The following is a 23804-nucleotide window of genomic DNA, read 5'->3' on the forward strand; positions in this document are numbered from 1 at the left end:
AAAATCCACAATCCGATTAAAATGCAAAGCATTATTGATGCAGGTGCAACGGTGAGGCGGCTCAATTATGGAAATGCTGAAGGAAATGGCGATCTTCGCGCAGGTGGTCGACAGCGGAGGATTCTCGGCCGCCGCGCGCCACCTGGGCCTGACCACATCGGCAGTCAGCCGCCACGTGTCGCGGCTGGAAACTTATATTGGCGGGCGGCTGTTGCAGCGGACCACGCGCTCGGTGTCGCTGACGGAACTCGGCGAACAGGTGCACGCAGCCTGTGTCCGCATGGTCAACACGGCGCGCGAGATCCACGCGCTGGCCGGCAGCTACAGCGCGCGGCCGAACGGCGTGGTGCGCATCAGTGCGCCGGTGGTGCTGGGTCAGCTGTGGCTGGCGCCCTTGCTGCCGGCGTTTTTGGACCGCTATCCGGAGGTCGATGTCCGCCTGTCGCTGGTGGACCGCAATGTCGATCTGATCGAGGAGGGCATCGACCTGGCGATCCGCATCTCGGCCGACCTGGCGCCGGGGCTGGCCGCGCGGCCGCTGGGGCCGATGCGCTATCTGCTGGTGGCGTCGCCGCAATACCTGGCCGCGCATGGGACCCCGGCCACGCCACAGGAGTTGCCCGGTCATCGCTGCAATTATCTGGGCTATGCGCGTTTCGGCGCCGCCTGGACCATGCGGCGCGAGGGGACGGGCGGTCCGGACATCGCCAGCATCCGCGTGCCGTCCCGCTTGACGATCAATAACAGCGCGGCGCTGATGGCCGTGGTGGAGGCCGGCGGGGGTATCGGCCTGGTGCCCGACTTCACCGCGCGGGCGGCGCTGGCGCAGGGGCGGGCGATAAGGATATTGGCGGACTGGACGTTCGACGAGCCGTATGCGGGCACCGTGCACGCGGTCTACATGCCCGGCCCGCACTTGGCGCTGAAGGTGCGGGCCATGATCGATTACCTGGTGGCCGAAGGCGCGCTCGGCGCATAGGGGACCGCGGCCGCCGGCACGCCGGAGCGCGCCACCCAGTCGATCAGCGCGTCGAGCACCGCGCGGCCGGCGCCGTTGGCGACGTGCTCGTCGTTGAGCATGGCGACCACGATGACGGGCTGGTTGTTGGCGTCCTGCACGTAGCCGGCAATGGCGATCACGCCCTTGAGGCTGCCCGTCTTGATGCGCGCGCGCATCGCCGCCGGACTGTCCTTGAGGCGCCGCCGCATGGTGCCGTCGGTGGCCGCGATCGGCAGGCTGGAGAGGAACTCGGGCATCCACAGGCTTTTCAGGCCCGCCTGCAGCACACCGGCCACCTGCGCCGGCGTGGCGCGCGCGGTGCGCGACAGGCCCGAGCCGTTGTCTATCACCAGGCCGTTGCCGTCGATGGCGTGTTGTTGCAGCCAGGTGCGGATCGCCGCCTCCGCGCGCGCGGCCGTGGTGGGCTGGGCGGCGTCCGGTGGCAGCGGGCGGCTGCCGAGGACCGGGTCGGCCTCCAGGCTGCCCAGGCTCAGGAAGATGGTGCGCGCCAAGGTGTTGTCGGAGTTTTTGTTGGTGTCGCGCAGCACTTCCGGCAACGGCCGCGAGACGTGTTCGGCCAGCAGGCGCAGCACCGGCGTGGTGGCCGGCGCGGCCACGGCCGCTGGCGGCGCGGTGGGTACGTTCGTGGCGGCGGTGGCGTCGGTGTCGGCATTGGAGGCATTGGCGGCCGGTGCCTGTGCCTCAAGCGCGGGCGGCGTCGGCGCGCTTGCTTCGCGCACCTCGCCCTTCAACGTGCCGCCCAGTTTTTGCCAGGTGAGGCGCACCAGTCGCGCCAGATAATCGTGCGGGTCGAGCACGTTGATGCTGATCGATTTGACGCAATCGCGGGGGAAGCTGCCATGCAACACCACTTCGATCTTGTCGCCGCTGCGCTTGAAGTCGGGATTGCGCCAGCCGTTTTCCCACGCCGGACAGGGCGCGTCGCTGGCCGCCATTTCCGAGCGCACGCTGACCTGGTCCAGGTCCGGCATCATCGCCAGCGACAGCTTGCCGCCGACCGAGCGCATCTCCACCTTCAGCAGGTTGGTGTTGACCAGCAGCGCATCCGGTACGACGTTGTAGTACGCCCAGGGATATTCGTCGAACTGGGGCTGGCCGAGGTCGGGCCGCGACGGCTGGAATAGCTGCCGGTCCAGCACGATGTCGCCCTTGATGTTTTTGATGCCTTGATTGCGCAGCGCGCGCAGCATGTGGCCGAGGACGTCCTCGTTGAAGTCGGCGTCGGCGCCGCCGCGCAGGATCAGGTCGCCCTGCAGCACGCCGTTGACGACCGCTGCGCTGGTGAGCATTTCGGTGCGGCCGCGGAACACCGGCCCCAGTTGCTCGAGCGCCGTCAAGGTGGTGAACAGCTTCATGGTCGAAGCCGGCTGCATGCTTTGTTGGGCGTTGTGCGAGATCAGCGTGGTGTCGCCGCGCATGACCAGGATACCGGCGGCCTCGGGCGGGATTTGCGCCGATTGCATCAGGCGCGCGACCGGCTCCGGCAGGTCGGCGGCGTGGACGGCGCCGGCTGCGATGAACGCCCCCACGCTGGCGAGGATAAGACGACGAAACATGGTTAATCCGTTCAATGGAAGAAGACGTAGGCGACGGCGATGGCGGTGACGACGCCGGCGAAGTCGGCGATGAGGCCGCACGAGATCGCGTAGCGCGTCTTGCGGATGCCGACCGAGCCGAAGTACAGCGCGACGATGTAGAAGGTGGTGTCGGCCGAGCCCTGGAACACGCAGGCGAGGCGGCCGACGAAGGAGTCGACGCCATAGGTTTGCATGGCGTCGATCATCATCGCCTTCGAGCCGCTGCCGCTGAGCGGCTTCATCAGCGCGGTCGGCAGCGCCGGCACGAAATCGGTGTTGAAGCCGAGCGCGCCGAACAGCCAGCTGAAGCCCTCGACGATAAAGCCGAACAGGCCGGCGTTGCGGATCACGCTGATGGCCACCAGCATGCCGACCAGATACGGGATGACCGTTAGCGAGGTCTGGATGCCGCCCTTGGCGCCCTCGATGAAGGCTTCGTAGACGTTGACCTTCTTCCACAGCGCCCCGATGATGAAGCCGCCGATGACGCCGATGAGGACCAGGTTGCTGAAGACCTTGGAGAACAGTTCGATCTCCGGGCGCGTGAGCACCTGGGTGAAATACCAGATCAGCGCGGCGATGGCGGCGGTGCTGCACCCGAGCCAGCTCAGGACCACGCGGTCGAACAGGTTGATGCGCTGGCGGATCGCCACGGCGATCAGGCCGGTGACGGTGGCCACATAGGTGGCGATCATGCACGGAATGAAAATGTCGGACGGGTCGGCCGCGCCCAGGATCGAGCGCTGCGCCATGATCGCCACCGGGATCAGGGTCAGGCCGGAGGTGTGCAGCACGAGGAACAGGATCTGGGCGTCGGTCGGCTCGTCCTTGCTGGGGTTGAGCGTTTGCAGGCTTTCCATCGCCTTCAGGCCGAACGGCGTGGCCGCGTTGTCCAGGCCCAGCAGGTTGGCCGAGAAGTTCATCAGCATGTGGCCGGTGGCCGGATGGTCCTTCGGCACGCCCGGAAAGATGCGCGAGAAGAACGGCGCGATGACGCGCGCGAGCAGGTTGACGGCGCCGGCCTTCTCGCCGATGTTCATGATGCCCAGCCACAGGGTCATGACGCCGGCCAGCGGCAGCGCGATGTCCATCACGCCGCTCTTGGCCGACTCGAACGTGCCGTCGATGATGCGCTTGAAAATTTCCGTGTCGCCCATGAACAGGAACTGCGCCAGCGCGGCGGCGAACCCGACGAGGAAGAAGCCAGACCAGATGTAATTGAGCGACATATGTGCGGATTTTCTTGAAACTGTGGGCGACAGGCAAAGTATAGCGGGTCGGCACGCGGAAAAAGTTATAAGCTGCCGCTTTACGTATGCGATGTGAAATGGATGCCATGCTGAAAAGTTATGCAGCGGCCGTGCTGGCGCTGGTGGTCGGGCTTGCCGCGCCGGCGACGCCCGCGGCCGCCCCCAAAGTCCTGCGCGCCTTCCTCAGCACCGGCGAAACCGGCCTCGATCCGGCGGTCGCCTCCGACATCGCCAGCCTCAGCCTCTTGGAAAACCTGTTCGATCCGCTGTTGCGCTACGATTACCTGGCCCGTCCCGTCAAATTGCAGCCGAACACGCTGACGGCCATGCCCACGGTCGGGGACAACGGCCTGACCTACACCTTCCACCTGCGGCAGGACGTGTATTTCACCGCCGATCCCGCGTTCAAGGGCGCGCGCCGGCAAGTGACCGCGCAGGATTACGTCTACAGCCTCAAGCGCTTGTACGATCCGGCGCTCAAGTCGCCGTGGAGCTTCCTGCTGGAAGGAAAAATCGTCGGCGACGCCGCGCTCAAGGCGCGCTTCGGCTACGACGTCGACATCGCCGGCCTGCAGGCGGTGGACAAGTTCACCTTGCGCATCCGGCTCAACGCCGCCGATCCCAACTTCCTGTTTTACCTGGCCATTCCCGCCACGGGCGTGGTGGCGCGCGAGGTGGTCGAGGCGTACGGCGTTCAGGTCGGCAACCACCCGGTCGGCACCGGCCCGTTCAAGATCGGCACGTGGAAGCGCAGCGACCAGATCTCGCTGCTGGCCAACCGCGACTTCCGGCCGGTGTATTTCCAAAGTCGGCGCTTGCCGCTGGTCGACCGGGTCGACATCAAGATCATGGAGGAATACCAGTCGCGGGTGCTGGGCTTTTTGAACGGCGAATTCGATTTCCTCGAGCAATTGCCCGAATCGATGAAGGAAATGGTGCTGACCGACGACGCCGAGCCCACCTTGAAGCCCGAGCTGGCGCGCAAGGGGTTGGTACTGTCGCCCTTCCCCGTGCTGCAAACCTATTACATGTGGATGAACATGGAGAACCCGTTGATCGGCGGCTACGGCAAGGACAAGGTGGCGCTGCGCCGCGCCATCGCGCTCAGCTACAACAGCGCCGAGGACATCGCCCAGATGAAAAAGGGGCTGGCGCTGCGGGCCCAGACGCCGCTGCCCCCGAACGTGCTCGGCTACGATCCGGCGTACCGCAGCCCGGTCGGCTACGATCCGGCGCTGGCCAACGCGCTGCTGGACCGCTACGGCTATAAAAAAGGCGCGGGCGGCTTCCGCACCCTGCCCGACGGCAAGCCGCTGACCCTGGTCATGCACACCGAGCCGTCGATGGTGGGCCGCCTGCGCGACGAACTGTGGCGCAAGAATCTGAACGCGATCGGCCTTAACGTCACCTTCAAGAGCGACAAGAAGACCGAGATCATCAAAGCCTCGCGCCTGGGCAACGTGATGATGTTCGAAACCAACTGGGTGGCCGACTTCCCCGACGGCGACAATTTCTATCAATTGCTGTACGGCCCGAACAAGGCGGGACCGAATTACGCCCGCTTCAACCTGCCGGCCTACAATCAGCGCTACGAGCAAACCCGCACGATGGGGGAGTCGCCGGCGCGCACCAGGTTGTATGATGAAATGGCGCAGATCATTCACGCGTACACGCCATGGGTGCTGCTGACGCATCCGATCGCCGCCGATTTGCAGCAGCCATGGCTCAAACATTACACGCGCCACCCGGTGGAATTCACCAACTGGCGCTATCTGGACGTCGACGCACAGACCCCGCGCTGAGCTGCCGCGTAGAATGGACAAATGAAATTTCTCAATCGCCGGGGCCTGGCCTACGTGCTGACCCACCCCATGGACTTCCTGGTGCAATGCCTCAAGGGCTTTCGCGCCAACCAAGGCCTGCTGCTGGCGGGCGCGGTGGCCTATTACTCCTTGCTATCGATCGTCCCGCTGCTGATGCTGGTGGTGGTGGCGTTGTCGCACGTCATCGACCAGGATGTGCTGCTGGAAACGGTGGGGCGCTATCTAAACTATTTGGTGCCCGGACAAACGAAACCGTTCGTCACCGAGGTCGGGCATTTCCTCGAACACCGCGACGTGGTCGGCGGCGTGCTGCTCGTCAGCATGATCTTTTTCAGCTCGCTCGCCTTCACGGTGCTGGAGAATGCCATGTCGGTCATCTTCAAGCACCGGGTCGAGATCAAGCGCCGGCGCTTTCTGATCTCGGCCATCATGCCGTACTGCTTCATCCTGTCGCTGGGCGTGGGCATGCTGCTGGTGACCCTGGTGGCCGGCAGCCTGCAAGTGATGGGCGAGGAAAGCGTGCACCTGTTCGGCTATGACTGGTCGCTCGAGGGCGTGTCCGGCGCGCTGCTGTACATGCTGGGCCTGGGCGGCGAGGTGCTGGTGCTGACGGCCATCTACCTGGTCATGCCGGTGGGCCGCTTGTCCCTGTCGCACGCCCTGATCGGCGGCGTGACGGCCGCGCTGCTGTGGGAACTGGCGCGCCACATCCTGGTGTGGTATTTCTCGACCTTGTCGCAGGTGAACGTGGTGTACGGCTCGATGACGACGGCCATCATCGTCATGTTCAGCCTGGAAATCGGCGCCACCTTGCTGCTGTTCGGCGCCCAGGTGATTTCCGAGTTCGAACGGGCCTGCCGCCACAAGCCCCGCCGCACTCCGACGCCGCTGACCACGGAAGCGACAGAGATGAAATAATTTGTGCGTCGCACAAACAACTGTGTTACACTACGTTCGTGGTTGAGGTTCTCTTGGTTTCCAAGCGTTCAGTCCCACGTCCGAGGCGAGCGCCGTAGTCCGATATGTGTAAGAGCGGATCACAGCTGGCGCTACCTGGAGTTGTAGTTTCGAATACATTGGTCGTTTTACACGTTGGAGGCACCATGCAGATAGCATGGGCGTCCGAGAAACGCTGAAGTCACTTTGCAGATAGCACTGGACGACGGCACGATTAAAGCATTGGTAATACATTGGAACGAAGCCCGTTGAGATACGGGCTTTTTTTTCGTCCGCGTTTTCGTAAAAATTCGGGGGTCAAGTCTGTCATTCGGACACGGGCTCTACTACACAATGCTTCAGTTCGTGTCCGAATGTCAGACTTGACCCCGGAGTTGCTTTTACAGCGCGCGGGCGATGAGGAGCTTTTGGATGTCGCTGGTGCCTTCGTAGATCTGGCACACGCGCACGTCGCGGTAGATGCGCTCGACCGGGAAGTCGGAGACGTAGCCGTAGCCGCCGTGCACCTGGATCGCGTCGGAGCAGACTTTTTCCGCCATCTCGGAGGCGAACAGCTTGGCCATCGCCGCCTCCTTTAAACAGGGCAGCCCGGCGTCCTTCATCGAGGCGGCGTGGCGGATCAGCTGGCGCGCCGCTTCGATTTGCGTGGCCATGTCGGCCAGCCGGAATTGCACCGCCTGGTGCTCGAAGATCGGCTTGCCGAAGCTTTCGCGGTCGCGCGCGTACGTCAGCGCCGCTTCGTACGCCGCCCGCGCCATGCCGACCGCTTGCGAGGCGATGCCGATGCGGCCGCCCTCCAGTCCCGACAACGCGATCTTGTAGCCCTGGCCTTCTTCGCCGATCAGGTTGTCGGCCGGGATGCGGCAGTTCTCGAACAGGATCTGCGCCGTGTCCGACGAGTGCTGTCCCATCTTTTGCTCCAGCCCGGCGACGGTGTAGCCCGGTGTCGACGTCGGCACCCAGAACGCGCTGATGCCCTTCTTGCCGGCGGCCTTGTCGGTGACGGCCAGCACGATGGCGACGTCGGCGTACTTGCCGCTGGTGATGAATTGCTTGACGCCGTTGATGACGTAGTCGCCGCCATCGCGGGTGGCGGTGGTGCGCAGCGCGGCGGCGTCGCTGCCGGTGTGCGGTTCGGTCAGGCAGAAGGCGCCCAGCATGTCGCCTTGCGCCAGGGGACGCAGCCATTGTTCCTTCTGCCGGTCGTTGGCGTACATCATGGCGATGCTGCACACCGGGCAGTTGTTGACCGAGATGATGGTGGAGGTGCCGCCGTCGCCGGCCGCGATTTCTTCCAGCACCAGCGCCAGCGAGACGTAGTCCATGCCGGCGCCGCCCAGGGCTTCCGGCACCGCGACGCCGAAGGCACCCAGCGCGGCCAGTTCCTTCAATTCCTCTTTCGGGAAGTGGTGTTCCTTGTCCCAGCGGGCGGCCTGTGGCGCCAGTCGTTCCTGCGCGAAGGTGCGCAGGGCGTCGCGGATCATTTCGTGTTCTTCGGTCAGTATCATGTCGTCTCTTGTTTTTAATTTTTAACCCGCACCCCGGATGCTGGGGACGTACCCCGTACGGGGTACGTCTCCGCCTGGCTGTGCGGGTTTCGCCGTTGATGGGTGCGTCGTTACCAGCCGATCTCGCTGCCGTCGTAGTTGCGGTAGACGGCGCGCTCCGACGCCGGCAGCGCTGCCAGCGTCGCACGGATGCCGCCGGCGCTTTCCTCCACCGAAATGTCGGCGCCCTCGCCGCCCATCTCCGTGCGCACCCAGCCGGGATGGAACGCCACGCAGGTGGCGCCCTGCTTGCCGAACACCAGCGCCGTGTCGATCAGCACCGAGTTCAAGGCGGCCTTGCTGGCGCGGTACAGCGAACCGCTGGGACTGCTGCGTTCGCTCAGCGATCCCATCTTCGACGACAGCACCGCCAGCTTGCCGCGCGCCGCGCCCACCATCGGCGCGATGATCGGCAGCAGGCGCATCGCCGCCAGCACGTTGGTGTGCATCACCGTATCGAAATCGGTCTGCAACGGGAAACCGTCGTGGCGCGGGCCGTACACGCCGGCGTTCAGGATGGCGACGTTGAGTTCCTCGCCGTCGAGCTTCCAGCCGATGCCGGCGCACGCTTCGACGTCGGTGACGTCGAGCTGGTGCGGCTCGGCTCCCAGCGCGCCGAGCGCGGCGCAGTCCTCGGCCTTGCGGGCGGTGGCGATCACGCGCCAGCCGTCGGCCAGGTATTGTTTGACGAGCTCGTGCCCGATGCCGCGCGAGGCGCCGATGATGAGTGCGGTCGCCATCGCTTATGCCTCCACCAGTTCGATGGCCATGGCGGTGGCCTCGCCGCCGCCGATGCACAGCGCGGCCACGCCCTTCTTGCCGCCGGTGCGCTTGAGCGCGCCGATCAGGGTGACGATGATGCGCGCGCCCGAGGCGCCGATCGGGTGGCCCAGCGCGCAGGCGCCGCCGTGCACGTTGATCTTGCTGTGCGGGATGTCGAGGTCGCGCATCGCGGCCATCGGCACGGCGGCGAACGCCTCGTTGATCTCGAACAGGTCGACGTCGCGGCTGGCCCAGCCGATCTTCTTGTACAGCTTTTCCACCGCGCCGATCGGGGCCGTGGTGAACAGGTTCGGTTCCTGCGCGAACGTGGCGTGGCCATGGATCTTGGCGATGACGGTCGCGCCCAGTTGCTTGGCGGTCGATTCGCGCATCATCACCAGCGCGGCGGCACCGTCGTTGATCGACGACGACGAGGCCGCCGTGATGGTGCCGTCCTTCTTGAACGCGGCGCGCAGGGTCGGGATCTTCTCGATCCTGGCCTTCAGCGGGCCCTCGTCCTTGTCGATGACGGTGTCGCCGGCGCGGCTGCTCACGGTCACGGGCGCGATTTCCCATTTGAACCAGCCTTCGTTGGTGGCGGCTTGCGCGCGCTTGACCGATTCGATGGCGAAGTTGTCCTGCGCCTCGCGGGTGAATTCGTACTTGGCCGAGCACTCCTCGGCGAACGTGCCCATCGAGCGGCCTTCGCCGGTTTTCTCGTTGCGCGAATAAGCGTCCTCGAGGCCGTCGTACATCATGTGGTCGAACATCATGCCGTGGCCGATGCGGTAGCCGCCGCGCGCCTTGGGAATCAGATACGGCGCGTTGGTCATCGATTCCATGCCGCCGGCGATCACCACATCGGCACTGCCGGCGACCAGCTGGTCGTGGGCGAAGATGGCGGCCTGCATTGCCGAGCCGCACATTTTGGACAGCGTGACGGCGCCGGTCGACGCCGGCAGGCCTGCTTTCAACAAGGCCTGGCGCGCGGGCGCCTGGCCCTGGCCGGCCATCAGGCAGTTGCCGAAGTAGACGTGTTCGACCAGCTTGCCGTCGATGCCGGAACGTTCGACGGCTGCGGCGATCGCCACCGCGCCCAGGTCGTGCGCGGCCTTGCCGGAAAAGTCGCCCTGGAAGGCGCCCATCGGGGTGCGGGCTGCGCCAACAATAACAATAGGATCATTCATTTTCTAGCGTCTCCATAAAGGGTGGCGGCACCGGGATCGATACCGCCGGAATGTTGGACTGGTTCGCGTGGAAGAACCGTATGTGCTGCGGATACGGATAAACGTCCTCGACGACGCCGTCGAGGATGCGTTGCTTGCGCGCCTGCCAGTATTCGCGCGTCAGCAGGTCGGCGTGATGCTTCATGAAATACTTGCGGATCTTCGCGTTGCCCAGCAGGAAGCGGCCGAACTGCTCGGGGAAGACGTCGTGCTTGCCGATCGGATACCACGGCTCCGACGCCATCTCGTCCTCCTCGTTGCGCGCTTCCGGGATATCGCGGAAATTGCAGTCGGTGATGTATTCGATTTCGTCGTAATCGTAGAACACGATGCGCTGGTGCCGGGTGACGCCGAAGTTCTTGTACAGCATATCGCCGGGGAAAATATTGGCGGCGACCAGCTCCTTGATGGCATTGCCGTACTCGAGGATGCCGTGTTCGAGCTGGGCGTCGTTGCCGTCCTTGTCCGCGTTGCCGAGCCACATGTTCAGCGGCACCATGCGGCGCTCGATGTACAGGTGCTTGATGATGATCTTTTCGCCCTCCTCCTCATATTGGGACGGCGCGAAATGTTTCAACTCGGCGATCAGTTCCTCGGTGAAGCGGTTGCGCGGGAAGGCGACGTTCGAATACTCCAAGGTGTCGGCCATGCGGCCCACGCGGTCGTGGTGTTTGACCAGCAGGTATTTTTCCTTGATCAGCGCGCGTGTGGTGTCCTTGGGCGGCGGATAGAAATCCTTGATGACCTTGAACACGTAGGGGAATGACGGCAGCGCGAACACCAGCATCACCAGTCCCTTGATGCCGGGTGCGATGGCGAACTGGTCCGACGAATGTTTCAGGTGTTGCAGATAGTCGCGGTAGAACAGCGTCTTGCCCTGCTTTTGCAGGCCGAGGATGGTATAGATCTCGCTGCGCGGCTTGCGCGGCAGCAAGGTGCGCAGGAATTGCACATAGGCCGACGGCACCTCCATGTCCACCAGGAAGTAGGCGCGCGTGAACGAGAACAATATCGTGATCAGTTCCTGGTCGAACAGCACGGTGTCGAGTATCAGTTCGCCGTGACGGTTGTGCAGGATGGGCAAGACGAATGGATATTCCTTGTTGCCGTTGATGCCCTTGCCGACGATGTAGGCGCCCTTGTTGCGGAAGAACAGGCTCGACAGCACCTGGATCTGGTTGTTCGGCTCGGTCCGCCCGGCGCCGAACAGTTCCTGCAGGCGCGCCTGCACTTGTTCGATGTCGCGCGGGAGGTTTTCAAATGTGGCGTCGAGCTGGAAGTTGGTGACGAGACGCTCCAGCGTGACGCCCAGTCCGTCCGTGCCCGGATAGTAGACGCGGTAGGTGGGCGCCGGCTCCTCGGTCTCGATGTACTCGGTCGACACCACCGGCCGCACGAAGATGAATTCGTTATGGAAATAGCTGCGGTGCAGGATGTTGCAGCACACCGAGTTGAAGAAGGTTTCCGCCAGCTCCGGCTGCTTGTGGTCGGACAGCATGCCGATGTAGTGCAGCTTCAGTTCGCGCCAGACCTCGTCGGTCAGGTCGGACTGGCTGTATTCGTCCTCCAGCGTCTGCACGCATTCCTGCACGCGGCGGTCGTAGAAATCGATCCGCTCGCGGGCGGCCTGCTGCGCCGCGCCCCAGGCGCCGCGCTCGAAATGCTCTTTGGCCTGGCGGCTGGTCTGGCGGAACAGGCGGTAGTGCTTGTCGAAGCCGTCGCGGATCGTGCGCGCGATGTCGAACGCGATCTGCGAGCGCAGCAGTTTTGGGAATGCAGCCTGGGTCATGGACGCACTCCCGATGCGCAATTAGCGGGTTTCCGCGAACAGTTCGCGGCCGATCAGCATGCGGCGGATTTCGCTGGTGCCGGCGCCGATTTCATACAGCTTGGCGTCGCGCCACAGGCGGCCGACCGGATACTCGTTGATGTAGCCGTTGCCGCCCAGGGTCTGAATCGCCTCGCCGGCCATCCAGGTCGCCTTCTCTGCGCTGTACAGGATGGCGCCGGCGGCGTCCTTGCGCAGCTGGCGCACGGCCTCCGGCGTGGTGGCGCGGTCGCAGGCCTGGCCAACCGCGTAGACATAAGCCTTGCACGCCATCATGGTCGAGTACATATCCGCGATCTTACCCTGCATCAGCTGGAACTCGCCGATCGCCTGGCCGAACTGTTTGCGGTCGTGGATGTAGGGCACGACCGCGTCCATGCAGGCCTGCATGATGCCCAGCGGACCGCCGGACAGCACGGTGCGTTCGAAGTCCAGGCCCGACATCAAGACGTTGACGCCTTTGCCCAGGCCGCCGAGCACATTCTCGACCGGCACTTCGCAATCCTCGAACACCAGCTCGCCCGTGTGCGAGCCGCGCATGCCCAGCTTGTCGAGCTTTTGCGCCACCGAGAAGCCTTTGTAGCCCTTTTCGATCAGGAAGGCGGTCATGCCCTTCGGTCCCGCCTCGAGGTCGCTCTTGGCGTAGACCACCAGCACGTCGGCGTCGGGGCCGTTGGTGATCCACATCTTGGTGCCGTTGAGCACCCAGCGGTCGCCCTTGAAATCGGCGCGCAGCTTCATGCTGACGACGTCGGAGCCGGCGTTGGGCTCGGACATCGCCAGCGCGCCGATGTATTCGCCCGAGATCAGTTTCGGCAGGTATTTTTGTTTTTGTTCCTCGGTGCCGTTGCGCTTGATCTGGTTGACGCACAGGTTCGAGTGCGCGCCGTAGGACAGGCCGACCGAGGCCGACGCGCGCGAGATTTCCTCCATCGCCACGATGTGGGCCAGGTAGCCCATGTTGGCGCCGCCGTATTCCTCGCCGACGGTGATGCCGAGCACGCCCAGCTCGCCCATCTTGCGCCACAGGTCCATCGGGAACTGGTCGCTGCGGTCGATCTCGGCCGCGCGCGGGGCGATCTCGGCGGCGGCGAACTGTTGCACGGCTTCGCGCAGGGCGGCGATGTCTTCGCCGTGGTCAAAGGTCAGGCCTGGGAGATGGAGCATGTCATCCTCATTCTTCTGGTTGGATTTGAACGGCAATCATACCTTGGAGTGACGTTTACGTAAACGTAAAGTAGGCGTCAAATACGTCAGGCGGTCTTGGCCTCTTCCTGCGCGGCCAGCAGGCGTTTGCATTCGTCCTCGTGCGCGGTGATCTCGGCCAGCGACATCTCGATGTCCTCGCGCTGCTGTTCCAGCGTCTGGCGGTGCTGGGCCAGTACGCCGAGGAAGCGGTTCATCTGGGCACTGGTGTCCTTGGGCGTCTCGTACATGTCGACCAGGCTCTTGATTTCGGACAGCGACAGGCCGAGGCGCTTGCCGCGCAGCGTCAGCTTGAGGCGGGTGCGGTCGCGCGGCGTGTAGACGCGGCTGCGGCCGCCGGCTCCCTCGCGGGACGGGCTCAGCAGGCCCTGGTCTTCGTAGAAGCGGATGGCGCGCGCCGTGATGTCGAATTCACGGGCCAGTTCGGTAATGGTATAGGTAGGCATCGGGATCAGTGCGGTAAGTCGTTCGATTTCCGTTTACGTCAACGTAACGGATATTGTAGCGCGCCCGGCGCGGCGCCGGCGTGGTCGATTGTCCCGATCCGTGGCGCCCAGGTATCGTGCGACGCCGATCGGGGGGCGGCGGCATCATACGCTTCCGCGTAAAAGTGGTCTGGTCTTCAGTCGACGAATAATGGTAAGATTTGCAACTTCGGCATCCCTCAAAAGAGAGGGATGATCTTGCCTCTTTTGCAGTGCACGACCAAACATAATTTGGTCGGCTTGCTCGCCGGCATACGCACTTTCAGAGGATAGAATGCCAATTTCGACATCCCACCACGTCACCGTCAGCGCTGCTGTTCAAGAGACTGACTTTCATGACGCAACGTGAAATAGTGCACCCATGAACTCTTCCAATGAACGCGAAAGCTTTAGCCAGCGCTTGCAGCAGGCTCTTAAGAACGCCCACTACTCGCCCGACAGCCCCACAAGGCTGGCCAGGGAATTTAATATTCGGTTCGATGGCAGACCGATCACCGTCCACGCGGCCCGGAAATGGCTGGTGGGCGAGGCCATCCCGACCCAGGAAAAGCTGCGCATGATCGCGCAGTGGTTGGGTGTGCCCGCCGAATGGTTGCGCTTCGGCGGCGCCGAGGCGGGCGCCCCGGCCGGCGAAAACGGCAACGGCGCCTCCCGCTTCGAGTCGGCCGACGTCAAACTCATCGCCGACTTACAGCGCCTGGACGAGCATCACCGGCAAATCGCCCGCGAATTTATTCGCATGCTGGTGCGCGTAAATTACCAAAAGTAGTCATTTTAAGTACTGGTACGGCGATATGTCGACCGTTGGTGACGGCTTTTCGGGCAAGTGGTCTGTGAAACTAGTTTCATGATTTCACCGGTTTTTGTTCGGAAAAGGTGCATTTGAAGTGGTGACTTTTTATTTTGGGCCCGTTTGCGAATTGTCATCGTTCCGACATGGATTTCAGGCACAATGGGGAGTCAGCGCCGCTGAACCGCAGCATTTACTTCGGAGCCAAGCTTTTGAGCCGTCCTATGAAAAGTAACTACAGCAACGTCGCGCAGCTAAAAGATTTGATGACCGTCCCGCCCATGACCGCCGCCCAGCATGCCGAGGTGATGCGCAAGCGCATCGCCCACCGCCGCATGGTGGAGGAAGCCAGGGATTTGAAACGCGCCAGCGGGTCGCAGTTCGATAAGCGCTAGGCGGGACCGGCGCCATCGTCGTTGGACGGGCTGGCTGGTTTCATACCATGCCAGCGCGGGGTCAGCGTGTGCTCGATGCCGAACAGGTCGATGACCCGGCCCACGGTGTGGTCCACCATCTCCGCAATGCTTTGCGGATTGTGATAAAAGCCCGGCAGCGGCGGGTAGATAATGCCGCCCATCTCCGTTACCGCCGTCATGTTGCGCAAGTGCGCGAGATTGAACGGCGTCTCCCTCACCATCAGCACCAGCCGGCGGCGCTCCTTGAGCACCACGTCGGCCGCGCGCGCGATCAGGTTGTCCGACAGGCCATGCGCCACCGACGCCAAGGTCTTCATCGAGCAGGGCGCGACGATCATGCCATCCGATTGGAACGAGCCGCTGGCGATCGACGCGCCGACGTCGCGCACCTTGTGCACCACGTGAGCGTACGATTCGACTTCCTTGCGCTGCAGGCCGGTTTCCTGGTGTAGGGTGAGGACGGCCGCTTCGGAGACGATCAGATGCGTCTCAACGTTTTCAGTATGTTGCAAATGTTGCAGCAGACGCACGCCATACACGGCGCCGGTGGCGCCGGTGATGGCGATGATTATCCGCCGGGCCACGAATGGCCGTGGTCGATCAGGCATCCAGCAGCGCTTTCAGCTCGCCGGACTCGAACATCTCGTTCATGATGTCCGAGCCGCCGATGAACTCGCCTTTAACGTAGAGCTGCGGAATGGTCGGCCAGTTCGAGTAGTCCTTGATGCCTTGGCGCACTTCCGGATCTTCCAGCACGTTGACGGTGGCGATGTTCTCGACGCCGCAGGCTTTCAGGATCTGGATGGCGCGGCCGGAGAAGCCGCATTGCGGGAACTGGGCGGTGCCCTTCATGAACAGCACCACCGGGGTGGCGGTCACGGTTTCTTTGATCCAGGTTTGTACGTCGCTCATAGCTGCCTCAGTGTAAATAAGTATTAGGTGCGCACATTTTATAAGAAATGCGGCCCCCGCGTACCAACAACCCGCGGGGTCAGGTCCGACATTCGGACAAACCCAGATTTTGCGGAACTTTTTTGGTTGGCAAAAGTTCAAAAATGTCCGAATGTCGGACCTGACCCCAGGGTTTAGCCGCGCAGTTTGGCGAACGCCGCCGCCATGCTGCCGCCGATCGGCTCGGCGCGGGCGGTTTGCTTTTGGTGCTGGCCCATGCTCTTGCGGTCGGTGCGGTCGCTGCGCTGCTGCGGCTGGGCGCCGGCTTGCGGGGCGCTGTCGGTCAGGCGCATCGTCAACGCGATGCGCTTGCGCTTTTCATCCACTTCCAGCACCTTCACCTTGACCACCTGGCCGGCTTTGACCACCGTGTGCGGGTCCTTCACGAACGTATTCGATAAGGCCGAAATGTGCACCAGGCCGTCCTGGTGCACGCCGATGTCGACGAACGCGCCGAAGGCCGCCACGTTGGTGACCACGCCTTCGAGGATCATGTCGGGACGCAAGTCGCGGATTTCTTCGACGCCGTCCTTGAAGGTGGCGGTGGTGAACTCGGGACGCGGATCGCGGCCCGGCTTTTCCAGTTCCTTCAAAATATCGGTGATGGTCGGGACGCCGAACTTGTCGTCGGCGTACTTAACCGGGTTGAGCGACTTGATCAAGGCGGTCTCGCCGATGACGGCCTTGATGTCCTTTTTGATGTCGCCGAGGATTTTCTCGACCAGCGGATACGATTCCGGGTGCACCGCCGAGGCGTCCAGCGGATTCTCGCCGCCCATCACGCGCAGGAAGCCGGCCGCCTGCTCGAACGTCTTGTCGCCCAGGCGCGGCACCGATTTGAGCGCGGCGCGCGAGGCGAACGCGCCCTTGACGTCGCGGTACGAGACGATGGCCTGCGCCACCGACGTCGACAGCCCCGACACGCGCGCCAGCAGCGGCGCCGACGCGGTGTTGACGTCCACGCCCACGGCATTGACGCAATCCTCGACGACGGCGTCGAGCGAGCGCGCCAGCTGGGTTTGCGAGACGTCGTGCTGGTACTGGCCGACGCCGATCGATTTCGGGTCGATCTTGACCAGCTCGGCCAGCGGGTCCTGCAGCCGGCGCGCGATCGAGACGGCGCCGCGCAGCGAGACGTCCATGTCCGGCAGTTCGCGCGAGGCGAATTCGGATGCCGAGTACACCGACGCGCCCGCTTCGGAGACGACGATCTTGGTCATCTTCTGATCCGGATGCTGCTTGATCAGGTCCTGCGCCAGCTTGTCGGTTTCGCGCGAGGCGGTGCCGTTGCCGATCGAAATCAAGGAGACGTTGTGCTTGGCGGCCAGGCGGCCCAGCGTGTGCAGCGAGCCGTCCCAGTCGTTCTTCGGCTGGTGCGGATAGATGACGGCGGTGTCGACCACCTTGCCGGTGGCGTCGACCACGGCCACCTTGACGCCCGTGCGCAGGCCCGGGTCCAAGCCCATGGTGGCGCGCTGGCCAGCGGGCGCGGCCAGCAGCAAGGCTTTCAAATTGGTGGCGAAGACGTTGATCGCGTCCAGCTCGGAACGCTCGCGCAGCGCGCCCATCAATTCGGTCTCCAGGTGCATGAAGCTTTTCACGCGCCAGGTCCAGCGCGCCGTGTCGGCCAGCCATTTGTCGGCCGCGCGGCCCTGGTTCTTGATGCCGAAGCGCGCGGCGATGCGGCCTTCGCACGGATTGTGCGGCGCGTCCCACTTCGGTTTCTCGGCTTCGGTGTCGAGCCGCAGCGTGACGTCGAGGATGCCTTCGCGGCGCCCGCGCATCAGCGCCAGCGCGCGGTGCGACGGCACGGTGCCGATGGTCTCCGAATAATCGAAGTAATCGGCGAATTTTTCGCCTTCGTCTTGCTTTCCTTCAATAACTTTCGATTCAACGATGCCATGCTCTTGTACGTACTCGCGCAACGACTGCAGCAAGGTGGCGTCCTCGGCGAAGCGCTCCATCAGGATTTGGCGGGCGCCGTCGAGCGCGGCCTTGGTGTCGGCGACGCCGGGATTGTTGCCGTCGGCGGTGGTGAAGGCTTCGCGCAGGAAGCGGGTGGCTTCCGTTTCGGGAGTCAGTTCAGGGTTGGCCAGCAGGCTGTCGGCCAGCGGCGCGAGGCCCGCTTCGATGGCGATTTGCGCTTTGGTGCGGCGTTTTTGCTTGTACGGAAGATATAAGTCTTCCAACCGGGTCTTGTCTTCCGCATGCATGACAGCATCTAATAAGGCCGGCGTCATCTTGTTCTGCTCGGTAATGGAGGCGACGATGGCGGCGCGGCGGTCTTCCAGCTCGCGCAGGTAGCGCAGGCGTTCTTCGAGCAGTCGTAGCTGAATGTCGTCGAGGCCGCCGGTGGCCTCCTTGCGGTAACGGGCGATGAAGGGCACGGTGGCGCCTTCGTCCAGCAGGGCGATGGCAGCGGCGACCTGGACCGGTTTAGCGGCAAGTTCGAGGGCGAGGCGTTGTTCGATGGAAGGCAGCATGTGGGTCGTTCCTTAGCGGTCAAGCCCGGAATGATACGCAATCGGCGCGATTGTGCCAGTCTTGACAGTCCAAATGGACGAAGATATGGCCGATCCGCAAAGTTTGAACCGTGTTTGAGGCGTCTAAAGACACCAAAGGCACATAAGCACGCGGGTTTTTCTAAAGAATCCGCAAACACGAACGCGTGTATGGCGGATAATATCGCCTGTTGCCGTTTTTGAACCATCTTTGAACAACAATGCGACCTATGGATTTTACCCGCGACGACGCCACCGACGAGGTTCCCGCCAAGCCAGCCGCCCCGGCGGCAGTGCCGGCCGCAGTTCCTGCGATTCCCACGCGCCTGCCGCCGCCGCCCGCGAACCAATTGTCGTACGCGGTGGCCACCTGGCTGCAACGGGTAGACGCCGCCGCGCATCCCAAGGCCAAGCTGACCGCGCCGCCGGTCGATAGCGATCCGAAACAAACCCAGTACCGCCTGATCTACGTGATGGCGCCGACCAGCGGCGGCCGCCACGTGGCGCTGTGCCTGTACAAGGCGCGGTTGCGCTCGAACGGCGACGTCGCCGCCGCCACCCCGGTCAGCGAAGTGTTCTCGCTGCTGTCGGCGCCGCCGACCTTCCTGGCGCCCGGCGACGAGGATTTGATCCGTTTCTTTGTCGCCATGCGCAGCGGCCAGAATTCGCAGACCGGCTCGGCCACCGAGCCGCGCGGCAAAATCGGCGCGGCGCTGCTGCAAATGCTGGCCGAGCAGGATAAATTGCTGTGGGCAAACTCGTGGGCCGACGTCGGCAACGGCCTGGTGTATCCGCTCAAGGGCGGCGTGCTGCGCGAAGCCAACCTGGCCTGGCGCGAAGAGGGCAAGGGCCTGCGTCTGGGCTGGCAGGTGCAGCCGCCGCCGGGCGCGCGCGCAACCAGCAACGGCGCCGACCAGGTCGATTACATGCTGCCGACCGACCCGCCTTGGTACATCGACAACCTGTCCTGCGGCGTGCTGCAACTGAACCAGGGCGGCGCCGCGATTCCGCTGGCCGACCTGCAGGCGCTGGTGGCGCAGGCGCCGCTGCTGACGGCCAACGACAAGATGCGCGTGTCGCAACTGTTGCTGGCGCACGGCCTGCAACAGCTGATGCCGCTGCCGCAGCCGCTGCCGCAGCGGGTGCGCGACGACGTCAAGCCGCGCCCGGTGCTCACATTGGACGCGGCGATGCTGGCCGACGGCTCCCTGCAGCGCTGGCACGATTTCGCCGTGCTGTCGTTCGACTACGACGGCGAGCGCGTCTCCTTCGATCCGTCGCAGCGCGTGGTGCGCCAGAAGGGCGAGGTCACCGAGATCATCCAGCGCGACGCCGGCGCCGAAGAGCAGGCGCTGGCTCTGCTGAACGAGCGCCATTTCCAGACGCCGGCCGCGTTGCCGCTGAGCAGTGTCAAAGGCGGGCTGCTGTTGCCCAGCCAGGCCGAATGGATACGCTTCGCCCGCGACGGCATCGCCGCGCTGAAGGACGCCGGCTGGAAAGTCGAAAAAACCACCAAATACCGCTACGACGTCATGGACGTGGGCGACTGGTATGCCGACGTCACGGCGGACCCTGCCGACGGCGGCCGCGCCTGGTTCGAACTGGAACTGGGCATCATGGTCGACCAGGAGCGCGTGCCGCTGCTGCCCGTGCTGGTGCAATTGATACGCAACGCGCCCAACGATTTCAATCCGAAGGCCATCGCCAGCCACGGCGACGACGACCAGATGCTGGCCACCCTGGCCGACGGTGCGCGCGTGGCGCTGCCGTGGGCGCGCATCAAGCCGATCCTGTCGACCTTGGGCGAGCTGTATTTCAGCGACAAGATCAAGACCTCGCTGCGCATGGCGACCCTGGACGCCGCGCGCCTGGACGAGCTGGCCCGCAACGTGGAGTTGAAGTGGAACGGCGGCGACGAACTGCGCGAAATGGGCGCGCGCCTGAACCAGTTCGGCGAAGTCAAGAAGGTCGAGACGCCGGCCGGCCTGCAGGCGACCCTGCGCGATTACCAGACCGACGGCCTGTCGTGGATGCAGTTCCTGCGCGAATACGGCTTCGCCGGCATCCTGGCCGATGACATGGGCCTGGGCAAGACGGTGCAAACCCTGGCGCACATCCTGATCGAAAAAGAGGCGGGCCGCCTGACGGCGCCGGCGCTGGTGATCGCGCCGACCAGCCTGATGGGCAACTGGCAGGAGGAGGCGGCACGTTTCGCGCCGAGCCTGCGCGTGCTGCTGTTGCAAGGCAAGGACCGCATGGGCCAGTTCGACCAGATCGACGAGGCCGACCTGGTGCTGACCACCTACGCGCTGCTGCCACGCGACGAGGAAAAACTGCGCGAGCACGATTTCCACCTGGTCATCCTCGACGAGTCGCACTACATCAAGAACACCCGCTCCAAGGCCGCGCAAAGCGCCGGCCTGCTGCGCGCACGCCATCGCCTGTGCCTGTCCGGCACGCCGCTGGAAAACCACCTTGGCGAGCTGTGGTCGCAATTCCACTTCCTGCTGCCGGGCCTGCTGGGCGACGAGAAGGGCTTCAACAGCGTGTTCCGCCATCCGATCGAGCGCCAGGACGATCCGATGCGCCGGGCGCTGCTGAACCGCCGCATCAAGCCTTTCCTGTTGCGCCGGACCAAGGATAACGTGGCCAAGGAGTTGCCGCCGAAGACCGAGATGGTGCGCAAGGTCGAGCTGACCGGCGCCCAGCGCGACCTGTACGAAACCGTGCGGCTGGCGATGGACCAAAAGGTACGCGAGGAAATCGACCGCAAAGGCGTGGCGCGCAGCCAGATCGTCATCCTCGAGGCGCTGCTCAAGCTGCGCCAGGTGTGTTGCGATCCGCGCCTGGTCAAGTCGCTGCCGTCGAAGAAGCAGACGGCCGGCTCGGCCAAGCTGATCGACCTGATGCAGATGGTCGAGGATTTGCTGGAGGAAAACCGCAAGATCCTGGTGTTCTCGCAGTTCACCAGCATGCTCGAGCTGATCGAGCAAGAGCTCGAGGCGCGCGACATCCCGTACGCGCTGTTGACCGGCGACACCAAGGACCGCAGCGCGCAGGTGGCGGCCTTCCAGCAGGGCGCGGTGCCGATCTTCTTGATCAGCCTGAAGGCAGGCGGCGTCGGCCTGAACCTGACGGCGGCCGACACGGTGATCCATTACGATCCGTGGTGGAATCCGGCGGCCGAGAACCAGGCCACCGACCGCGCCTGGCGCATCGGCCAGGACAAGCCCGTGTTCGTCTACAAGCTGATCGCCAAAGGCACCCTCGAAGAGAAGATCCAGGTGCTGCAGCAGAAAAAATCCGACCTGGCGCAATCGATCCTGGCCGAGGGCGAGTCGCAGAAAATGGCGCTCACGCAAGAGGATCTGCAGCAGATCTTCGCGCCGCTGGTTGAGTAAGGTGGCGGCCACCGTCGACGAGTTGCAGGCGGCGCTGGCGCTATCGCGGGCGAACGAGGCCCGTTATCGCCTGCTGCTCGACAACAGCGTCGATGTCAGCTGGGTGGCCGATTGCGCCAGCTTGCGGCTGACCTGGCTCAGCGCGGCGGCGGAACGCCAGTTCGGCTATACGCTTGAAAGCGCCGACACCATGGCGGCCGGCCTGCTGGGCGATCTGGCGCCGCGCCTGGCGCGTTTTGCCGGCGGCGACGCCAGCCGGCGTCGCGTACTGCGCGAGGCCGAACTTGTGCACGCCGACGGCCGCTTGTTGCCAGTGGAAATAGACTCCTTCCTGATCCTCGACGACGCCGGCGTGCCGGTGCAGGTGGCCGGCGTGGTGCGCGACCTGACGGCGCGCCGCGAGCTGGCCGAGCAGCAGAAGAAATTCGCCTCGATGCTGTCGCACGAATTCCGCACGCCGCTGTCGACCATCGACGGCGCCGTGCAGCGCCTGGAGATGACCGGCGCCCACCACGACGAAGGCACCCGCAAGCGCTACCGCAAGATACAGACGGCGGTCGACCGTATGTTGGCGATGCTCGACGAATACCTGTCGCCGGAGCGCATGGCCAGCATCGGCCGCGCGCGCCAGCCCGACGAAATCTCGCCGGCGGCGCTGCTGCAATCGGTCGCCGAGCAAGCCCGCAGCCGTCGCAGCCGCGTCGATCTGCGCGTGGAGGCGCTGCCGCAATGGATGCGCTGCGACCCCGCCGGCATCCGCCTGTGCCTGGAAATATTGATCGACAATGCCATCAAATACACGGATGCGAATACTCCGTTAGAATTGATGGGCAAAATTGCAACCGAGGGCGGGGTCGAGTTCCTGGTGCGCGATGGCGGCGCCGGCGTGCCGGCGGCCGAGCTGGAGCAAATCTTCGCCAAGGCTTACCGTGGCAGTAACGCTGCCGGCGTGGCGGGATCCGGCCTGGGGCTCTACATGGCGCGCGCCATCGTCGACGTCCACGGCGGCACTGTCACGGTCAGGAATGTTTCTGAAAGCGGCGCGGAATTTCGGATTTGGCTGCCGGTAACTACCGTTCCCGGGAAAAGCCTTGCGCGAGCGAGTGGCAGCAGTGATAATTCCCCGCATACAAGCTGAAGAGTACGGGCGCAACGCTCAACAATCGATCAAATGGCGCATCAATGACGCAAATACTTATCGTGGAAGACAATCTGGACTATGCCGAAGAAATGGCGGAGTTCCTGATTGAGCTACAACACGAAGTGCACATCACCAATAACGCCAGCGATATGTGGACGGCCCTCAGCCAGGGAAACGTGGGCGTGGTGGTGCTGGACCTCGGCTTGCCCGATGAAGACGGCTTCAACGTCATCCCGCGCATGCGCCAGCTTTATCCGCAGATCGGCCTGCTGGTGCTGACCGGCCGCGTCGCCTTCGACAACCGCATCCTCGGGCTGCGCCTCGGCGCCGACCACTACCTGACCAAGCCGATCAAATTCCCCGAGCTGGCCGCGCACATCGAGGCGCTCGACCGCCGCGTCGGCCCGCAGGAAACCATTCCGTTGCCGAGCAAGTGGACGCTGAAGGTGAGCGCCCGCCAGCTCGAGCTGCAAGGCCTGGCGATCACGCTGACGGAAAAGGAATGCAATTTTCTGCACCTGCTGACGATTAACACCCGTCCGGTGCCGCGCCAGGTCATCGTGGCCGGCATCGGCGGCGACGATCCCGACGCCGGCCGCCGCGTCGACATGCTCGTATATCGCCTGCGCAAAAAGGCGCGCACCGGCCTGGGCCAGGACCTGCCGCTGCGCAGCGCCTATGGCGAAGGCTACAGCCTCTCGGCCAGCTTCAATCTGTCCTGACGTAATTAGGGACAGAGTGGTGTAGAATCTCGTATTCGACCACCAACGCCCGAACCATCTGAAACACGTAGGGCGGATTAGCGGGTGAGGCCCGCCAATCCGCCCCGGGGGCCCACCGAAGGAGGCGGCCTACCTGCCGGTAGGCCTTAAGAGCGCAGCGTAATCCGCCAATGCGTGCGTTTCGATGGCACACACATTGG

The 23804-nt window shown here is 64.0% G+C and carries 19 protein-coding genes; 8 read left to right on the forward strand and 11 right to left on the reverse strand.

The annotated features are described in order from the left end of the window. Nucleotides 1-67 precede the first annotated feature (67 nt). On the forward strand, nt 68-979 hold the full coding sequence (locus AC0IYS_RS01095; protein WP_471703451.1) for a LysR family transcriptional regulator: 912 nt from the start codon (nt 68-70) through the stop codon (nt 977-979). On the opposite strand, the gene AC0IYS_RS01100 is transcribed toward AC0IYS_RS01095, so the two are convergent. Both AC0IYS_RS01100 and AC0IYS_RS01105 read right to left on the reverse strand, forming a co-directional pair. Further along, on the reverse strand, nt 946-2577 hold the full coding sequence (locus AC0IYS_RS01100) for a D-alanyl-D-alanine carboxypeptidase/D-alanyl-D-alanine-endopeptidase (protein WP_471703452.1): 1632 nt from the start codon (nt 2575-2577) through the stop codon (nt 946-948). The genes AC0IYS_RS01095 and AC0IYS_RS01100 overlap by 34 nt on opposite strands. Before the next feature lie 11 nt (nt 2578-2588). Further along, on the reverse strand, nt 2589-3827 hold the full coding sequence (locus AC0IYS_RS01105) for a nucleoside recognition domain-containing protein (RefSeq protein WP_471703453.1): 1239 nt from the start codon (nt 3825-3827) through the stop codon (nt 2589-2591). Nucleotides 3828-3934: 107 nt separating this feature from the next. Between AC0IYS_RS01105 and AC0IYS_RS01110 the strand changes: the two genes are divergently transcribed. Both AC0IYS_RS01110 and AC0IYS_RS01115 read left to right on the forward strand, forming a co-directional pair. Beyond that, on the forward strand, nt 3935-5650 hold the full coding sequence (locus tag AC0IYS_RS01110; RefSeq protein ID WP_471703454.1) for an ABC transporter substrate-binding protein: 1716 nt from the start codon (nt 3935-3937) through the stop codon (nt 5648-5650). A 21-nt stretch (nt 5651-5671) separates the two neighbouring features. Next, a complete protein-coding gene (locus AC0IYS_RS01115) occupies nt 5672-6589 on the forward strand; it encodes a YihY/virulence factor BrkB family protein (protein ID WP_471703455.1) in 918 nt (305 codons plus the stop codon). 419 nt (nt 6590-7008) lie between these two features. Here the strand turns inward: AC0IYS_RS01115 and AC0IYS_RS01120 are convergent, their stop codons facing one another. The 6 genes from AC0IYS_RS01120 to AC0IYS_RS01145 all read right to left on the reverse strand — a co-directional run bounded on the left by AC0IYS_RS01120 (nt 7009) and on the right by AC0IYS_RS01145 (nt 13643). Next, nucleotides 7009-8136: an acyl-CoA dehydrogenase family protein gene (locus tag AC0IYS_RS01120; RefSeq protein WP_471703456.1), complete on the reverse strand. Its 1128-nt coding sequence runs from the start codon at nt 8134-8136 to the stop codon at nt 7009-7011. A 110-nt stretch (nt 8137-8246) separates the two neighbouring features. Further along, nucleotides 8247-8915 carry an SDR family oxidoreductase gene (locus tag AC0IYS_RS01125; protein ID WP_471703457.1) on the reverse strand — a complete coding sequence of 223 codons (669 nt, stop codon included), beginning with the start codon at nt 8913-8915 and terminating at the stop codon, nt 8247-8249. Between the two features lie 3 nt (nt 8916-8918). Then, nucleotides 8919-10124 carry an acetyl-CoA C-acyltransferase gene (locus AC0IYS_RS01130; RefSeq protein WP_471703458.1) on the reverse strand — a complete coding sequence of 402 codons (1206 nt, stop codon included), beginning with the start codon at nt 10122-10124 and terminating at the stop codon, nt 8919-8921. Further along, the gene (aceK, locus tag AC0IYS_RS01135) at nt 10117-11952 is read right to left on the reverse strand and encodes a bifunctional isocitrate dehydrogenase kinase/phosphatase (protein WP_471703459.1); all 1836 of its coding nucleotides are present in this window, start codon (nt 11950-11952) and stop codon (nt 10117-10119) included. Before aceK ends, AC0IYS_RS01130 begins: the two co-directional genes overlap by 8 nt. A 21-nt stretch (nt 11953-11973) precedes the next feature. Continuing rightward, nucleotides 11974-13158, reverse strand: coding sequence for an isovaleryl-CoA dehydrogenase (locus tag AC0IYS_RS01140; protein WP_471703460.1), 1185 nt, complete (start codon nt 13156-13158; stop codon nt 11974-11976). A gap of 86 nt (nt 13159-13244) precedes the next feature. After that, complete coding sequence (locus tag AC0IYS_RS01145) at nt 13245-13643, reverse strand: MerR family transcriptional regulator (RefSeq protein WP_315215972.1); 399 nt, start codon at nt 13641-13643, stop codon at nt 13245-13247. A gap of 400 nt (nt 13644-14043) precedes the next feature. On the opposite strand from AC0IYS_RS01145, the gene AC0IYS_RS01150 reads away from it, so the two are divergent. Next, nucleotides 14044-14451 carry a hypothetical protein gene (locus AC0IYS_RS01150; RefSeq protein WP_471703461.1) on the forward strand — a complete coding sequence of 136 codons (408 nt, stop codon included), beginning with the start codon at nt 14044-14046 and terminating at the stop codon, nt 14449-14451. A 245-nt stretch (nt 14452-14696) separates the two neighbouring features. Beyond that, complete coding sequence (locus tag AC0IYS_RS01155) at nt 14697-14867, forward strand: hypothetical protein (protein ID WP_218147399.1); 171 nt, start codon at nt 14697-14699, stop codon at nt 14865-14867. Here AC0IYS_RS01155 and AC0IYS_RS01160 read toward each other — a convergent pair. The 3 genes from AC0IYS_RS01160 to AC0IYS_RS01170 form a co-directional block, all read right to left on the reverse strand. Continuing rightward, nucleotides 14864-15496 (reverse strand): UbiX family flavin prenyltransferase, encoded by a 633-nt coding sequence (locus tag AC0IYS_RS01160; protein ID WP_471703462.1) that lies wholly within the window; start codon nt 15494-15496, stop codon nt 14864-14866. The two genes, AC0IYS_RS01155 and AC0IYS_RS01160, sit on opposite strands and share 4 nt — an antisense overlap. Continuing rightward, on the reverse strand, nt 15489-15800 hold the full coding sequence (gene grxD / locus AC0IYS_RS01165; protein WP_020703833.1) for a Grx4 family monothiol glutaredoxin: 312 nt from the start codon (nt 15798-15800) through the stop codon (nt 15489-15491). Before grxD ends, AC0IYS_RS01160 begins: the two co-directional genes overlap by 8 nt. A gap of 173 nt (nt 15801-15973) precedes the next feature. After that, nucleotides 15974-18322: a Tex family protein gene (locus AC0IYS_RS01170; RefSeq protein WP_471703463.1), complete on the reverse strand. Its 2349-nt coding sequence runs from the start codon at nt 18320-18322 to the stop codon at nt 15974-15976. A 248-nt stretch (nt 18323-18570) separates the two neighbouring features. Between AC0IYS_RS01170 and AC0IYS_RS01175 the strand changes: the two genes are divergently transcribed. Genes AC0IYS_RS01175 through AC0IYS_RS01185 form a run of 3 tightly spaced genes read left to right on the forward strand, consistent with a single transcriptional unit; the run spans nt 18571 to nt 23604 of the window. Continuing rightward, nucleotides 18571-21741 (forward strand): DEAD/DEAH box helicase, encoded by a 3171-nt coding sequence (locus tag AC0IYS_RS01175; RefSeq protein ID WP_471703464.1) that lies wholly within the window; start codon nt 18571-18573, stop codon nt 21739-21741. 1 nt (nt 21742) lies between these two features. After that, the gene (locus AC0IYS_RS01180) at nt 21743-22879 is read left to right on the forward strand and encodes a PAS domain-containing sensor histidine kinase (RefSeq protein WP_471708774.1); all 1137 of its coding nucleotides are present in this window, start codon (nt 21743-21745) and stop codon (nt 22877-22879) included. 44 nt (nt 22880-22923) lie between these two features. Further along, nucleotides 22924-23604, forward strand: a complete 681-nt coding sequence (locus AC0IYS_RS01185; protein WP_471703465.1) for a response regulator transcription factor — start codon at nt 22924-22926, stop codon at nt 23602-23604. Nucleotides 23605-23804: the final 200 nt, after the last annotated feature.

It is taken from the genome of Duganella sp. AC237, assembly GCF_979254035.1.